Genomic DNA, 15,030 nt, shown 5'->3' with positions numbered 1-15,030 from the left:
GGGCGACCATAACAGGCGCAAACTTGATTAATAAGCCCAGCGCTGGCTGGCATTCCCAACCCAGTATGATAGCCTGCCAGCGCCTGCCCACGCCCGTCAAAATCGGCGCAGGAAAACCCCGGTAGATTTGTCATCCATCGACAAATATAACCTTATTTATCAAATCGTTATTTGGATATTATCCCAATGCGTATCATGCCGTTGCTCCAGGCGGCCTGCCTGAGCCTGATGTTGTCCGCCTGCGTTGCCCCCCTGTTGATGATGAGCCCGACCAGCCAGCTGATGTGGGCGCTGCTCAAACCCCTGGTGGGCTTCGATCCCAACGAAGCCAATCTGTTTGAACAGCCCATCATCAAGGATCGGATGACCAGTATTCTGGGCCCCAACTACGACAGCACCATGCAACTGCTCAAGACCGCCAACGAGCTGCAGCAGGAAGGCCCGCTGTTCTATGTGGTCTCCCGCTATGCCCCCATGCCGGATGTAGCCAAGCAGGCTGGCATGGTGTGGAACTCACAAACCAACCAGATGTCCGTCATGCTGCTCAAGGGGGATGGAACGCCTCAGGTATTTGGCGAAAATCTGGCGGCAGCGACACCAAGCTGGCCAACCGAGATGCAGGGCTGGCAGGCTCAAGCCAAACCGGCTGCGACCGCGCTATCCAGTGCCAACACTGCTCTGACCGATACCAACAAGGTACTGACAGGGGCCACAGCGACCACCTCTGTACTCGGCAATGTGCTGGGTTCAATACAGCAAGGCGCCAACAAGGCAGTCGCCGATACCACCAAACAAGTTGTCAGCAACGCCACCGCCACAGCGCAGCAGCAGGCCAACAAGGCCGTCGCTGAACCCGCCAAACAAGCCGTCAGCAGCGCCACCGCCTCGGCGCAGCAGCAAGCCAACAAGGCCGTCGCCGATACCACCAAACAAGTCGTCAGCAGCGCCACCGCCTCGGCGCAGCAGCAGGCCAACAAGGCAGTCGCCGAATCCACCAAGCAGGCGGTCAGCAGCGCTACCACCACGGTACAGCAGCAGGCCACTAAAGCCGTCGCCGAACCCGCCAAGCAAGCCGTCAGCAGCGCCACCACCACGGTGCAACAGCAGGCCACTAAAGCCGTCGCCGAACCGGCCAAGCAAACCATCAGCAGCGCCACCACCACGGTGCAACAGCAGGCCAACAAGGCCGTGGCCGAATCCACCAAGCAGGCTATGAGCAGCAGCAAGGCCACCCTTGATGCGGCAGCACAGGCCGACGCGGCTCGGCGACAGAGCGAACAGGCACGCGCCGCCGCCGAAGCAGAGATGGAAGCGCTGCTCAAATAATCTGGACAGGCCATCATACGATGGCCTGTTTTCCCCTCCTCTCCCCCATATTTGGCTGCAAACCGCATGCTTGTAGCGCAAATCATGAACTTCTCGATATAGCCCTCTAAACTGGAAAAGACGATTTTTCGCAAGGAGTGCCGTCATGTCACGTCTGCTCAGCCTGATGATCTGCTACTGCCTCTCCATGACGTTGCATGCTGCGACATTCACTTACTATTCCGAACAGAATATGCCGCTCAATGGTCAGGATGAGCAGGGCAAAGGCACTGGATTGGCGGTCGAAGTGCTGAGACTGATGTGGCAGGAGATGGGGGAACCGGAGCAACCCATTCACTTCATGCCCTGGGCCAAGGCCTGGTACCTGCTGACCCAGCAACCGGATGCCGTACTGTTCACAACAGCTCGCACCAAAGCACGAGATCCTCACTTCCTCTGGGTCTGCCCCATAAGCCACTCTCGGGTCTCATTGGTGGGCCGCAAGCAAGATGCCCCCAAGATCAGTAGCAAGGCCGATCTGGCCAAGTTGCAGATTGGTGTCATGCAGGCCGATGTAGGGGAACAACTGCTGCTGAACAAGGGGGTAAGCACTGCCAACATGATGTCAGTGGAACGGATGGATCAGGTGGTACGCCAGCTCATCATGGCCCGCACCGATCTGGTGGCGGGCAACGAAGTGATGCTGTTTCATCAAGCCCAACAGCTGGGCTTTCAAGCTGATACCTTCGTCACCGTTGCCATCCTGGCAGAGCAGGACAACTGCTTCGCCTTCAACCCTGCGGCCGACAAGCAGCAGATCGCCCGCCTGCAACAGGCGCTGGACAAGGTCAGACAGGGGGAAGCATTCAAGCGGCTAATCGCCCGCTATCAGGATGTGGTGCAATCCCCGCCAGCGGATCACCTGCCCCTGATTGAATGAAGACAGATGCAAACAGGCCACCCTAAGGTGGCCTGTTTTATTGCAGCGCACTGTTACTGGAAGTGGCTGTCGTGTTCGGACTTCTTGGCCTGGGTGATTTCGCTGTGCTCGATGGCGGTGCGGATGAGATCCACCCCGGCGCGGATGATCAGCACCCCCATGTTGACCAGCTTGACGCAGACCCACATGAATGTGATGAGCAGGATCAGCTTGAGCACAGTCTGGAATGCTTCCAGGAAGTTCTGTTCGAGCTGACCGGTCAGGCCGCTGGCACTGGTCATCAGCCAGGTGTAGACCTCACGCACGAACGGGATTCGGCTCGGCATCTCCAGCACATCCAGTGCGGCAGACAAGGCCTGAAAGATAACGATGCTGCCGAACAGTATCAGGATGACACCGATGGCAATGCCCAGAAAAAAACCAAACTGTCTCATGGAAGGTCCCAAGGTTTGCTGCATGAAAATAACATAGCTGCCAATACTAGGGACTGCCTCACCCCACGGCAATCCTTCCTCGCCTTGCTGCCGTGTACCAAACCCGCCATTAGCTGGCATCCAGATATGAAATCATTGCCCAACTATCTGATTTCTGTGACCCTTGCGCTCATCCACACCCACAGTTCAGGCGCCATGTTTCGCTACTGTTTTTTACTGCTTTGTGCCCTGCTGCTGGTGCAACCAGCCTCAGCCGATCCCACCGCCGCCGTCTGCGTGGTCAAGCATCAGCAACAACTGCTGCTGGTGCAGGACAGGGTCTCCTCCCGCTACAGCCTGGCCGGGGGCTACATAGATGCAGGCGAGACCCCGCAACTAGCCGCGCAGCGCGAGCTGTTTGAAGAGACAGGGTTGCGAAGCCGGATCAGTGGTGAATTGGGACAATGGCAGGGAGCTGTCCTGTTCGCCTGCCAGGCCCTGCAACCCATCAGGGTACAAACAGGCTCGGGCTTCGTCTCACTGTTGCAGGCCCCCAACCTCGGCGGTGAAATACTCAATGCCAGGCTGATCGATCCGGCACAGTTGCCACATGCACAACGCCGCTTCCCGGCGCAGCTCGACTGGTTGGCCCCCAGATTGGCCGACATTCCCGACAGCCCAGTGTTGTGGCAGCACGACTTCAGTACCGACGGCAACGAGTTGCACCGGGCAGAGCTCCCGCTGATCCGGCAGTTGCAGAGCTGGCTCGGTGCTGACGTGCTCTGGCTTGATGCCAGCAATCTGTTTGGTTCAGCCGCGTTTCAGCTTGCCCTGTTACCTTTGCTGCTGCCGCTGCTGGGCTGGCCTCGCCTGCGTCAGCTGTTGCTGGCCATGCTGACCCTTGCCCTGATGGTGCTCGTGGTCAAGGAGGGTATCGGCTGGCCCAGGCCCTTCCACCTCGATCCTGCACTGGCACAACAGAGTGCACAGGGCTTTGGCATGCCAAGCGGCCATGCTGCCTCGGCGCTGCTGTTCTGGGGCGTGCTGCTCAGGCTGTGCTGGCCAGCCAATCCCTGGCGCAGCGCAGCGTTGGCACTCTTGCTGGCTGCCACGACAGGGTTGGCCCGGGTCTGGCTCGGCGTTCATTTCTTCTCGGACGTGGCGGCAGGACTGCTGCTGGGCGCGCTGATGCTGGCAATTCACGCCGGATTATCCGGTATTTCAGCAAAACCACCGAGCTGGATCTGTCTGACCTTTGCCTGCGCACTGGCCGCCTGGTGGAGCCAATCCTCTGCCCTGGCTGGCCTTGCCATGTTCAGCCTGGGTCTGATGCTCGGCATGCTGCTACCCTTGGCGCGCGCACGGACACAATACTTGCGAATGCTGACGGTTACCCTGCTCGGTGGCCTGCCCCTCGGGGCGCTGCTGTGGTCGCTGCCAGGCTGGCTGACCAGCTCAGGACTCACTCTTCTGGGCCAGTGGCTACTCTATTGTTGCCTGGGGCTCTGGTTGAGCGCCGGCCTCTGGTGGATACTCTCACTCATGAACTCTGACCCGTTACCCAGGGGCTCCGGCTCCGACAAGGGATTGTTATGAATATGAAAAAAGTGGATTTAGCCAAGACCACGCTGGGGGTGCTGTTTCTCAGCATTCTCATCATCTCGTGCTTCATGGTGCTGCGCCCCTTCCTGCCTGCGCTGGTGTGGGCCACCATGATCACAATAGCCACCTGGCCACTGATGCGGATGGTACAGCGCGTGCTGTGGGGCAAGCGCATGCTGGCAGCCCTCTTCATGACGCTGGTACTGCTGCTGATGTTCGTTATTCCGCTGTTCATGGCACTGGCCAATGTGGCGGAGCAAGCCCCCATGCTGATCGAGCTGGGCACCACCATCAGCCACTCACCGCCCCCCGAGCTGCTCTGGCTGCAACAGGTCCCTCTGGTGGGCACCAAGCTGTATGAGTTCTGGCAGCAGATCCTGGCGAGCGGCGGCCAGGTACTGTTTACCAAGCTGGCCCCCTACTTCGGTCAGACAGCCCGCTGGCTCGCCTCCCAGGCAGGCAATCTGGGATTGCTGTTCGTGCACTTCCTGCTGACAGTCGGGATCTGCGGCGTGCTCTATCACTCGGGTGAAATGGTGGCGACCGGCATTCGCCGCTTCGCCCACCGCCTTGCCGGCGAGCGCGGTGACAATGCCACAGTGCTCGCCTCCCAGGCGATCCGCGCCGTGGCCATGGGCGTCGTGGTGACCGCTCTGGTGCAATCATCCGTGGCCGGTATCGGCCTGCTGATTGCAGGCATCCCCTACACCATGGTGCTGGTGGTGGTGATGTTCCTGCTGATCGTGGCCCAGATCGGCCCCTTCCCTGTATTGCTGGCCTGTATCGGTTATCTCTACTGGAGCGGTGACACCACTTGGGGCACCTTCCTGCTGGTATGGTCACTGTTTGCAGGCACCATGGACAACATACTGCGTCCCTTCCTCATCAAACGAGGGGCGGATTTGCCGCTCATCCTGATACTGGTGGGGGTTATCGGCGGCTTGTTGACCATGGGAATTATCGGCCTATTCATCGGCCCGGTCGTGCTGGCGGTGGGTTACACCCTGCTGGATGCCTGGGTGAGAGAAGATGAACAAGCCGCAGCAGAGCCGCTGCTTGCCCCGCCAAAGGCAGAGTGACGATTCAGCCATAAATAGCTGATACAAAGAGCCGCCCATCGGGCGGCTCTTCTGTTTTGGCGATCGTGTCAGATTGGCTGATCCGCACCAACCTGCATGCACCACATATTACCGTCCCATGTAGGTTCGATTAGCGAAGCGTAATCGGACGATCGAGGTACAGTTGCCCCGGAGTTTCCGTCAATCATCGGCCTCTGTCAGAGGGAAAATCGGGTGGCCGTGATAGCGGGAGAATTGATTGACGCGAACGTCCGATTACGCCTGACGGCTAATCGAACCTACGGGCTGCTTTTCTTCTATGCAGTAGAGTTCCCATTTCCCGCCATCACCTAGTTTTATATATCGAATCTTCACGGGATTCCCTAAAAATTAATGCCGCGATAAGCAGCTGAATGAAACGAGGTCCGGCACACGAAGTGCGTGAATTTAATGGATTGGTTAGCCTTTTCTTCGCAGATTGGCTTCCGCGCTCATCAATGTTAACCGAGCGTTGGAGTCATAAAATTGGTTCCACTGCTCCTTTATAACCGGATTTTTCAGAATGCCTCGCTGGTCGCTATCATCTGGACTCGGGTTTATTAGCTCGATAGATTCGAAGGTGACACCTGCTTGACCAAGAAAATCATCTAGTAACGACTCGAAGCTATTCTTGGTATACGCTACATGACTATTTTCATAATCTAGCGGAATATTCAAAATGGGGCAGCGACACACTTCTGATAGTTGACTTGATTTAAATGCCATTACACGATCTTTTACTGCTCTTCTGAAGGCGGCAGAAACAACGGTTTTCGTGGATGCAGGTTGAACGCAAGGAACCCAGCTAATATCAATTTCCGAACCATCTGTTCGGTGGATATACAAGCACCTATTTCGATGAAAATCCCTTTCAACCTGAATATGCTTTATACCTACGCCTACTTTTTCAACATATTCATCGTGAAGCTTGAATAGCTCTTCGAAAAATACTTAGTCCGCAACAGACAGAATATCACCGGCTTCATATTGACCAATACGGCGCCTGATCTCCGCCTTAGCGGCCGTTTTGGTTCTAAACTGAATATCTCCGATTACGATTGGTTTTGCCACCAGACCCTCCTGTATGGCTAACAGTGATTAGATGGAAGGCGGTACCAATCCGTTAATTGAGCCTTCCATATAACTCCGTTTCGCCGTGATCACCACGGAAAAATTCATTTTAAAGCATTGCCTACGGACTCTGGTGTTGAACGCATTCGCCAGACGTCTTCCTTTGGCAAAAATACACTTTTGGGGCGGCAATGGAAAGCGCCATCTGGCCTCCTTTTCATAAACAAGTCAGTAGTGTGAGCGGGGTTATATATCAAAAGATCGAAGGAGTGCCTCGGCCAGCAATTTGCCGACGGTGAGCTCGAGCGGGAAGATGGCGGGCTTGTCACCCTCTGAGGCAGGTCACTGAATCTGCGGGGAGGGCGTGGTTAAATGACGGCTTATCTTTTTGCCGGATATTGCTGTGACCATGCCATCTGACCTTCAGCCACTGCAGCCCTGGCCTGACTATCTGCAGGCCTCCTGGCTGCGCTGCGCCCACCAGACCAGCGCCACCCTCTGGCATCCGCCTCACAGCGCCAAGGGGCAGACCTTGCAGAGCCTGCGCCAGCGCAAGCGGGATCTGCTCACCACCGGCGAGATGGCCCTCGAAGATCTCTACGAATTTATGGAGGGGCGCCCCTGTGCCCTGCTGCTCACCGACGAGAGCGGCTGCCTGCTGGCCCAGACCGGCCACCCCGACACCCTGCGCGAGCTGGCAGCGCTGGGGTTTGGCCCCGGCGCCTTCTTCAGCGAGGGGCGCATCGGCACCAATGCCATCAATCTGGCGGCACTGGAGGGAGTACCGCTCTGCGTCAGCGGCCCCCAGCACTTCAACCAGACCCTGCACCCGTGGCACAGCTGTGCTAGCCCGGTCTACAACAGCAATGGCCGTCAGGTCGCCATTATCGCCTTGATCTGCAAGGTGGAGGAGGCGAGCGCTGGCGATCTGGCGCTCACCGTCAGCGCCGGGCGCGAGCTGGCCCATCTGCTGCAGATGGAGACCCTGATGCAGGAGTCCCAGCACCACCTGAGTGAGCTTTACGCCCTGCTCGATGGCATGGATGACGGTGTGCTGGCCTGGGATCCGCAGGGCCGGCTGCGCTACCTCAATGGGCTGGCGGCCAATCGGCTGCGGCTCGATCCGGCGCTCTGTCTCGGCCAGCCGCTGGAGCAGCACCTGCTGCTGCCCCAGCGTTTGCAGCTCGCCATCAAGGGGCAGACGCCGCTCAGCCATGTGGAGGTGACGCTGGAGCGGCTCGGCGGGCAGGAGGGGGAGTTCATCAATGCGCTGATAAGCCTCAAGCCGCTGCCGGGGCCGGAGGGAGTCAGCTTTATCGCCCTGCTGCACCCGGTCGATCGGCTGCGGGCCATTCATCAGCTGCGCCAGACGGTGCCCGAGCTGTCGGCGCTGGTGGGCGAATCGAGCGCCATGCGCAAGCTGTTGCGCTACGCCCGGCAGGCGGCCCGGAGTCAGGGGCCGATCCTGCTGCGCGGCGAGGAGGAGGTGGGCAAGGCCCAGTTGGCGGAGGCGATCCACTTTGGCAGCGAGCGGGCTGCCGGGCCCCTCATTACACTCAACTGTCAGGCGCTGCCGAGCGAGCGGATGGCGCTGGAGCTGATGGGCTCCGACGAGGCGGGGCAGGAGCGGGCGGGCAAGTTCGAGCTGGCCCACGGTGGCACGCTAGTGCTGGAGCAGGTGGAGTGCCTCTCCGCCCCCATGCAGGCGGCGCTGCTGCAACTGCTCAAGACCGGCCGCATCCAGCGCTTCGATTCGGCCCGCATACTGCCGCTCAAGGTGCGGATCGTCGCCACCAGCAGCGCCCCGCTGGAGCAACTGGTGCAGGAGGGGCTGTTTGGCCGCCAACTGCTCTATGCCTTGCAGGCGTGCGAGCTGTGGCTGCCGGGCTTGCGGGAGCGCGCGGCCGATCTGCCGGGCCTTATCAGCCAGCAGTTAGGGGCGCAGGGGCGCGAGCCGATGCGCCAGTTCAGTCCGGCGGCACTCGATTGTCTGCGCGCCTATCCCTGGCCCGGCAATCTGGGGGAGCTGCGCAGCGCGGTCGAGCATGCGCTGCTTCATTCCGGTCAGGGGCTGATCCCGCCGGAGGCACTGCCAGCCGCAATCCGTCACGGCTATCAACTGGTAGCGGATGAGGTGGTGGGGCAACCGCTGCTCACACTGGCGGAGCTGGAGCGGCAAGCCATCTTGCGCTGCGCCCACGCCTGCAAGGGGCAGGTGAGCCAGATGGCCCAGCACCTGGGCATCAGCCGCACCACCCTGTGGCGGCGACTCAAGCTGCTTGAGATCGATCCCGCCGACTATCACGGCTGATGGTTATTCAGGTCGTTGCGAACCGGCCCGTAGAAAATGAAAAGGCCCCGCAGTTGCGGGGCCGTGTTATATGGCAGTGTCAGCAGTGGCTGATGTTACAGCCCCAGCTGGTGGGCGGTGACTATGGCTGCCAGCACATCCTCGGCGGTGACCTTGAACGGCATGTTGTGGATGGTTTCGCCCTCGGCTGTGGAGGCTTTGGCCACCTCCATCAGACGCGCCATGTCCAGCTCCTTGACCCCCATCATATGCAGGTTGGTCGGCAGGCCGATCGAGCGGCAGAAGGCCAGCACTGTCTCGATCTCCGCCATCGGGGCGTTCTCCAGCACCAGCTGTACCAGGGTACCGAACGCCACTTTTTCACCGTGGTAGAGGTGGTGACACTCGGCGAGCTGGGTCAGGCCGTTGTGGATGGCGTGGGCGGCGGCCAGACCGCTGCTCTCGAAGCCGATACCGCTCAGATAGGTGTTGGCCTCGATGATGTTCTCCACCGCCTTGGTGCAGAGCCCCTGTTCCACCGCCAGCTTGGCCTTGTAGCCATCGGCCAGCAGGGTCTTGTAGCAGAGCTCGGCGATGGCCTGCGCCGCCAGCGTGGAAGCGCCACCGGCCATGGTCTGGCAACCGGAGATCTTGTTGGCACGCGCCTCGAAGTAGGTGGAGAGCGCATCCCCCATGCCGGAGACCAACAGCCGCACCGGGGCGCGGGAGATCACGCCGGTATCCATGATGACCATATTGGGGTTGGTCGGGATCATCAGGTATTCGCTGAATTGCCCTTGTGGGGTGTAGATGACCGCCAGCGCACTGGTTGGCGCATCTGTGGAGGCGATGGTCGGCACTATGACCACAGGCACCTTCTGGTAGAAGGCGACCGACTTGGCGGTATCGAGCGTCTTGCCGCCACCGATGCCGATGATGACGTCGAACGGCGTCTGGTTGCAGCGAGCCAGCAGGCGGTCGATCTCGGGGCGGGAGCATTCGCCGTTGAAGCAGTCGAACTCCGGTTTGATGTCCACGCCGTGGAAACTGGTGGCAACCGTGTCGCCAACCAGCTTGGTGACGAAGGCATCGGCCAGAATGAGCGGCTTGGCGCCGAGCGCTTTAACGTAGTTGCCGATATTGGCGAGGGCCCCGTTGCCTTGCACGTATTTGCTGGGGCTGATGATGATGCGGTCCATATTCTATCCCTCTCTCTAGTTCATAAGACTTCTTTTGAAACTAACAGGGGCGAAGGGGCGGCTGTGTCGGGGAGTCCTTCGTCTTTAAGTGGCGCGGCTGCTGGCCGATGAGGCCGTTGCCGCGCCTTGAAGCAGGCGGGTCAGTCGCCGAAACGTTCCGCTGCCAGCTGCTGAAAGCAGGTCAATGCGGCGGTGGCATCCTCCCCGCGCGCCAGCAGGGCGAGGGTGTCGCCCTGACGTACGTTGAGCATGGTGAGCCGGGTCAGGCTGCGGGGATTGGCCTCTTTCTCCCCCTTTTGCAGCTTGAGTTCAGCGGAAAAGGGCTTGAGGGCGGCCACCAGTCGGGCTGCGGGGCGCACATGCAAGCCGTGGGGATTATCCACTACCACTTCGCAGCGCAGCCAGCCGTCATCGGTAACGGGAGCCGTCTCAGTGGCGGCTTGCGCCGCGCTGGCAGGCAACATTGCCTGTTTCGGGCCAAGGGCACCGAGCGCTTCGGCGGCCACCTCGTCGAGGCTCATACCTGAACCTGCCGCCACCACGGCGGCCAGGGTGCCCTCGACCAAGGGGGCGGGGCAGAGCCGCACCTGGGCGCTTAACTCGGGGGGCAGCAGTTCGAGAGCGGTCTCGGCACTCAAGAGGGCGCTGCCCAAGTCCATCAACACCAGCACTCCGCTGCCGTCGTCCGCTTCTTCAATCGCACTCATCACGGCGATGGCATTGGTGCCGATGGGGTGGTCGGGGTCATCGACCCCGGCCGCCAGCAGCAATCGGGCCGGGCTGCCGAGCTGGTCGGCCAGCGCTTTCAATCCGGCCGCCAGCATGGCGCTGTGAGAGACAACTACGATTCCGATCATGTCACAACCTCGCTCTGTCACGCAGGGCGGTCAGCAGCAGCAGGGTCGAGGTAGCCCCGGCATCCTGATGGCCGATGCTGCGCTCGCCGAGATAGCTGGCTCGCCCCTTGCGGGCCTGCATCTGTATGGTGGCCTCGGTGCCGGCCGCGGCGGCTGCCACCGCCTTGTCCAGCGCATCATTGAGCGGTAGCTCTTGCTGCTGCGCCTGTTGCAGGGCGGCCAGTGCCGGCCACCAGGCATCGCACATTGTCTTGTCACCCGGCTCGGCGCGGCCGCGGGAGACAATCCCCTCGACTCCGTCGCTCAGCATTTTGCCAAGCTGACTCAGGCTCAGGCTTTGGCAGGCATCCGTACTGGCTGCCGCTCGAATGAAGAAGGTGCCGTAGAGCGGGCCGCTGGCGCCGCCGACCGAGGAGAGCAGGGTCATGCCGGTGGTTTTCAGCACCTGGCCGATATCCTTGTCTGCCACCGCAGGCAGCTTCTCGGCCACCTTGGTAAAGCCGCGCTGCATGTTGAGACCGTGGTCGCCATCGCCGATGTCGGTATCCAGCGCAGTGAGGTAGTCACGCTGCTCGGTGAAGATGTGTTCGCAATCCAGCAGCCAGTTGACGATGTGATGTTTGCTTAGCATGAGAGTAAGGGCTCCTTAGCAGCCGCGACGCAGGGCGGGGGTGTGAACGGGGGCATCCCACAGGGTCATCAGCTCGTCGTCCACCTTGAGCAGAGTGATGGAGATACCTGTCATGTCGAGGGCGGTGCAGTAGGGGCCTATCAGGTTGCGCACCAGATGGATGCCTGCCTCTTCGCACAGGGTGGCGAGGCGACCATAGACGCCATACAGCTCTGAAATCGGGGTGCCGCCCAGGCTGTTGACCAGGGCTATGACACGATCGCCCCGGTTGAGCGGTTCGATAAAGGTGTGATCTTCCTGCCAGCTGCCGGAGACTCTGTCCCAATGGCGCAGGGTGCGGCCATAGGGGGTGTTGTCCGCCAGCTCGCTGAACATGTCATCCACCAGGGTATTGAGGTCGGTGAAGGGGCGGCGCGCTATACCGGGTTCGCCGTGGATGCCCACGCCGAACTCCATCTCGTTGTCCGCCAGAGTGAAGGAGGGCTTGCCGGCGGCAGGCACGGTACAGGCGTGCATGGCGACGCCTATGGTGCGACTCTGATTGTTGATGCGACGGGCCAGTGCCTCGCAACGGGCCAGGTCATAGCCGGCTTCGGCTGCGGCCCCCACCAGTTTTTCGCACAGCACTGTGGTGGCGACGCCACGTCGACCGGCGGTGTAGAGGCTGTCTTTCACCGCCACGTCGTCATCGATCAGCGAGAAGCCGACCTTGACGCCATCGCCGTGCAGCAGCTCGACCGCGGTCTCGAAGTTGAGCACGTCGCCTGTGTAGTTCTTCACCAAAAACAGCACGCCCGCGCCGCCATCAACGGCCTGACCGCACTCGTACATCTGATCCGGAGTCGGCGAGGTAAAAATCTCGCCGGGGCAGGCGCCATCCAGCATCCCCTTGCCCACCAGACCGCCGTGCATCGGCTCGTGGCCGCTGCCACCGCCGGAGACCAGCGCTACCTTGCCCATCACGGGAGAATCGGCGCGGGTGATGTAGTGGGGTTCGATACGTACCTTGAGCTCGGGGTGGGCGGCGGCCATCCCCATCAGTTGTTCACGGACCACGGCATCGACGGCATTGATCAGTTTCTTCATGGCTCACTCCTTGGCTTGCCACCGCACGGGTGGGCAAATGGTTGATGAAGCCAGTCTAACGGGATAAATCGGGAGAAAAATGACGGCCTGTTCGGTTCGGATTTGAAACAGCAGAGGGGGTATCGGCGTTTCAATCTGAAACGACACGGGACAAACGGGCGGGAAACTGCAAGCGGCCTCACAGCCATGAAAAAGGGCCCCGCAGGGCCCTTCGCTATAACCGGACGGGTTAGATGGCCCAGCCACCGGCATAGAAGACTACCAGCGCCACGGCGATGATGACGGTGCCGACGTTGAGCTTCTTCCACTCGGCGGCAAACAGGCGACCGACGACCAGCGCCACGAAGCCCAGCATGATGCCGGTCACTATGTTGCAGGTCAGCACGATGAAGACGGCGCACAGCATGCCGGCGAGGGCATCGACCGAGTCGTTGAAGTCCAGCTTGGTGACGTTGCCCAGCATCAACAGACCGACGTACATCAGCGCCGGTGCGGTGGCGTAGGCTGGCACCAGATAGCTCAGCGGGGAAAGGAAGATCATCAGCAAGAACAGCACGCCGACCAGTGCAGCGGTCAGACCTGTCTTGCCACCGGCCGCAGTGCCTGCGGCAGATTCGATATAGACGGCGGCCGGAGCACCACCCACCACGCCAGCGACCATGCTGCTGACGGAGTCGGCAGTCAGGGCCTTGCCGCCGCTGATGATGTGTCCACGCTCGTTGATAAGGCCCGCCTGACCGGCCACGGCACGGATGGTGCCGGTCGCGTCAAACACGGCGGTCATCACCAGCGCCAGTACGGTCGGAATGACCACCGGATTGAGGGCGCCCAGCAGATCCATGCTGCCAACCAGAGAGCCTTTCTCGCCGGTCAGGCTCGGCATGGCGAAGAAACCCTGCCAGGTCACTTTCGGGTCGAAGATAAGGCCGAGGATGGAGATGGCGATGATCACCATCAGGATGCCGCCCGGCACCTTGCGACGCTCCAGACCGAAGATGGCGGCCAGACCCAGTACCGTCATGATGACCGGGAAGGAGGTCACCTCACCCAGCTGAACCGGCAGACCGGCCCCTTCGTTCTTGATCACCATGCCGACGCCGTTGGTAGCGATCAGCAGCAAGAACAGACCGATACCTATGCCGGTGCCGTGGGCGATACCGGAGGGCAGGTTATCCAGGATCCACTGGCGCACGCCTGTGATACTGATCAGGGTAAACAGTACCCCCATCAGGAAGATGGCGCCGAGGGCAACCGGAATGCTCAGTCCCTGACCCAGTACCAGACTGAACGCGGTAAAGGCGGTGAGGGAGATGGCGCAACCTATGGCCATGGGCAGCTTGGCCCACAGTCCCATCAGCAGAGAGCCGAAGGCGGCGATCAAACAGGTTGCCACGAAGACGGGGCCCTGCTCAAAACCGGCAGCACCCAGCATGTTCGGCACCACTATGATGCTGTAGACCATGGCAAGGAAGGTAGTCAGCCCTGCCAACAGCTCTTGGCGCACACTGCTACCGCGCGCGGAAATGGAAAAATAAGAGTCCAAAAAGCCGCCGTTCCCTGATTGGGCGGCCATATCTTGCTTTGCCATGACATGTCCTGAAAGTGTGAAGGAAATCGTTTGCGTTTGTGGCGCGCAAAATAGCAAGAATTTGTCGAAATTGCAGCGAATTCCCTGACTTTTTCATCAAAATGGCGGAAAGCGTTCTCGTTCGGACACAAGTTTGCATACCAGCTTGTTACTGCTATCACCTTCACCCAGGGGACACACTTCTATACTGCAGAGAACCCATTCGCACAGCCAGACGGGAGAGACCCCATGCACACACGCAATCTGCTGAACGATATCCCCTCACCACTGCCTACCGAACTCTTTCAGGATCTGGTCAGTACCAACCACCTGCGGATAGAGCGCATTCTCTCTCACGGACATCAGACAGCACCGGGAGAGTGGTACGATCAAGATGAACATGAGTGGATCCTGGTCGTACAGGGCGAAGCTAATCTGCTGTTCGTCGATCCCCAGACCCAGGCACAACAGTCGGTACAACTGGGCCCGGGCGATCACATCAATATTCCCGCCCGCCAGAAACACAGGGTGGAATGGACTCACCCCGACATGACAACAGTCTGGCTCTGCGTGTTTTACTGAAGTGTATGAAGGGGACGAAAAAGGCAGGCCTCAGACCTTGAATGGGATTGAATTGATACAGCCAAGGAAATATTGAGAAGGTTGAAGCGGATGAACTTGAGGGATCGCAAAAGCAAAAAGGCCTTCCCGATTGGGAAGGCCTTCAAATTAGTGGCGGAGCGGACGGGACTCGAACCCGCGACCCCCGGCGTGACAGGCCGGTATTCTAACCAACTGAACTACCGCTCCGCTGTCTGGTTAGCTTTTTGCTAAATTGTCTGCCGTTTCAACGAGGTGTCATCCTCTCGGCCAATGACGTGATTTTGCACATCATCGTTTAATTGGGTGCCTGGCAGTGTCCTACTCTCGCATGGCGAATGCCACACTACCATCGGCGCTACCGCGTTTCAC

Annotated in this window: 12 protein-coding genes, 1 tRNA gene and 1 pseudogene; 6 read left to right on the top strand and 8 right to left on the bottom strand. The window is 60.0% G+C overall.

What is annotated here, in order from left to right; translation table 11 throughout:
- Positions 1-186 precede the first annotated feature (186 nt).
- Entirely contained in the window at positions 187-1,326 is a 1,140-nt protein-coding gene (locus OKC28_RS19480) for a hypothetical protein (protein WP_270690992.1), read from the top strand.
- A 145-nt stretch (positions 1,327-1,471) separates the two neighbouring features.
- Positions 1,472-2,245 carry a substrate-binding periplasmic protein gene (locus tag OKC28_RS19475; protein ID WP_021139908.1) on the top strand — a complete coding sequence of 258 codons (774 nt, stop codon included), beginning with the start codon at positions 1,472-1,474 and terminating at the stop codon, positions 2,243-2,245.
- 53 nt (positions 2,246-2,298) lie between these two features.
- Here the strand turns inward: OKC28_RS19475 and OKC28_RS19470 are convergent, their stop codons facing one another.
- Positions 2,299-2,679, bottom strand: a complete 381-nt coding sequence (locus tag OKC28_RS19470) for a hypothetical protein (protein WP_270690991.1) — start codon at positions 2,677-2,679, stop codon at positions 2,299-2,301.
- A gap of 195 nt (positions 2,680-2,874) precedes the next feature.
- Between OKC28_RS19470 and OKC28_RS19465 the strand changes: the two genes are divergently transcribed.
- Positions 2,875-4,254: a bifunctional NUDIX hydrolase/phosphatase PAP2 family protein gene (locus tag OKC28_RS19465; protein WP_034523970.1), complete on the top strand. Its 1,380-nt coding sequence runs from the start codon at positions 2,875-2,877 to the stop codon at positions 4,252-4,254.
- Positions 4,251-5,339 (top strand): AI-2E family transporter YdiK, encoded by a 1,089-nt coding sequence (gene ydiK, locus OKC28_RS19460; protein ID WP_021139905.1) that lies wholly within the window; start codon positions 4,251-4,253, stop codon positions 5,337-5,339. Before OKC28_RS19465 ends, ydiK begins: the two co-directional genes overlap by 4 nt.
- Positions 5,340-5,777: 438 nt before the next feature.
- Here ydiK and OKC28_RS19455 read toward each other — a convergent pair.
- Positions 5,778-6,287 (bottom strand): annotated as a pseudogene (locus OKC28_RS19455) (DCL family protein); the annotation flags it as partial.
- A 550-nt stretch (positions 6,288-6,837) separates the two neighbouring features.
- Here OKC28_RS19455 and dhaR point away from each other — a divergent pair.
- Positions 6,838-8,739, top strand: coding sequence for a dihydroxyacetone kinase operon transcriptional regulator DhaR (gene dhaR, locus OKC28_RS19450; protein WP_270690990.1), 1,902 nt, complete (start codon positions 6,838-6,840; stop codon positions 8,737-8,739).
- Between the two features lie 95 nt (positions 8,740-8,834).
- Here the strand turns inward: dhaR and OKC28_RS19445 are convergent, their stop codons facing one another.
- The 5 genes from OKC28_RS19445 to OKC28_RS19425 all read right to left on the bottom strand — a co-directional run bounded on the left by OKC28_RS19445 (position 8,835) and on the right by OKC28_RS19425 (position 14,079).
- A complete protein-coding gene (locus OKC28_RS19445; RefSeq protein WP_021139902.1) occupies positions 8,835-9,917 on the bottom strand; it encodes a glycerol dehydrogenase in 1,083 nt (360 codons plus the stop codon).
- Positions 9,918-10,057: 140 nt separating this feature from the next.
- Complete coding sequence (gene dhaM / locus OKC28_RS19440; RefSeq protein ID WP_021139901.1) at positions 10,058-10,774, bottom strand: dihydroxyacetone kinase phosphoryl donor subunit DhaM; 717 nt, start codon at positions 10,772-10,774, stop codon at positions 10,058-10,060.
- 1 nt (position 10,775) lies between these two features.
- Positions 10,776-11,405 carry a dihydroxyacetone kinase subunit DhaL gene (gene dhaL, locus OKC28_RS19435; RefSeq protein WP_005330055.1) on the bottom strand — a complete coding sequence of 210 codons (630 nt, stop codon included), beginning with the start codon at positions 11,403-11,405 and terminating at the stop codon, positions 10,776-10,778.
- Positions 11,406-11,420: 15 nt separating this feature from the next.
- Positions 11,421-12,491: a dihydroxyacetone kinase subunit DhaK gene (gene dhaK, locus OKC28_RS19430; RefSeq protein ID WP_270690989.1), complete on the bottom strand. Its 1,071-nt coding sequence runs from the start codon at positions 12,489-12,491 to the stop codon at positions 11,421-11,423.
- Between the two features lie 229 nt (positions 12,492-12,720).
- A complete protein-coding gene (locus OKC28_RS19425; RefSeq protein WP_256686102.1) occupies positions 12,721-14,079 on the bottom strand; it encodes an NCS2 family permease in 1,359 nt (452 codons plus the stop codon).
- 228 nt (positions 14,080-14,307) lie between these two features.
- On the opposite strand from OKC28_RS19425, the gene OKC28_RS19420 reads away from it, so the two are divergent.
- The gene (locus tag OKC28_RS19420) at positions 14,308-14,640 is read left to right on the top strand and encodes a cupin domain-containing protein (RefSeq protein WP_021139898.1); all 333 of its coding nucleotides are present in this window, start codon (positions 14,308-14,310) and stop codon (positions 14,638-14,640) included.
- Between the two features lie 151 nt (positions 14,641-14,791).
- Here OKC28_RS19420 and OKC28_RS19415 read toward each other — a convergent pair.
- A tRNA-Asp gene (locus OKC28_RS19415) sits at positions 14,792-14,868 on the bottom strand.
- Positions 14,869-15,030: the final 162 nt, after the last annotated feature.

It is taken from the genome of Aeromonas sp. D3 (assembly GCF_027705025.1).
Classification (GTDB): Bacteria; Pseudomonadota; Gammaproteobacteria; order Enterobacterales; family Aeromonadaceae; genus Aeromonas; species Aeromonas salmonicida.
The sequence above is the reverse complement of the archived record's forward strand: the minus strand, read 5'-3'. Positions and strand labels throughout refer to the sequence as shown.

Bases quoted from the DNA above. Each gene is read 5' to 3' on its own strand.
- OKC28_RS19445 (WP_021139902.1), bottom strand. From the start codon at position 9,917: ATGGACCGCATCATCATCAGCCCCAGCAAATACGTGCAAGGCAACGGG.
- OKC28_RS19475 (WP_021139908.1), top strand. From the start codon at position 1,472: ATGTCACGTCTGCTCAGCCTGATGATCTGCTACTGCCTCTCCATGACG.
- dhaK (WP_270690989.1), bottom strand. From the start codon at position 12,491: ATGAAGAAACTGATCAATGCCGTCGATGCCGTGGTCCGTGAACAACTG.
- dhaM (WP_021139901.1), bottom strand. From the start codon at position 10,774: ATGATCGGAATCGTAGTTGTCTCTCACAGCGCCATGCTGGCGGCCGGA.
- OKC28_RS19470 (WP_270690991.1), bottom strand. From the start codon at position 2,679: ATGAGACAGTTTGGTTTTTTTCTGGGCATTGCCATCGGTGTCATCCTG.
- ydiK (WP_021139905.1), top strand. From the start codon at position 4,251: ATGAATATGAAAAAAGTGGATTTAGCCAAGACCACGCTGGGGGTGCTG.
- OKC28_RS19465 (WP_034523970.1), top strand. From the start codon at position 2,875: ATGTTTCGCTACTGTTTTTTACTGCTTTGTGCCCTGCTGCTGGTGCAA.
- OKC28_RS19420 (WP_021139898.1), top strand. From the start codon at position 14,308: ATGCACACACGCAATCTGCTGAACGATATCCCCTCACCACTGCCTACC.
- dhaR (WP_270690990.1), top strand. From the start codon at position 6,838: ATGCCATCTGACCTTCAGCCACTGCAGCCCTGGCCTGACTATCTGCAG.
- dhaL (WP_005330055.1), bottom strand. From the start codon at position 11,405: ATGCTAAGCAAACATCACATCGTCAACTGGCTGCTGGATTGCGAACAC.
- OKC28_RS19480 (WP_270690992.1), top strand. From the start codon at position 187: ATGCGTATCATGCCGTTGCTCCAGGCGGCCTGCCTGAGCCTGATGTTG.
- OKC28_RS19425 (WP_256686102.1), bottom strand. From the start codon at position 14,079: ATGGCAAAGCAAGATATGGCCGCCCAATCAGGGAACGGCGGCTTTTTG.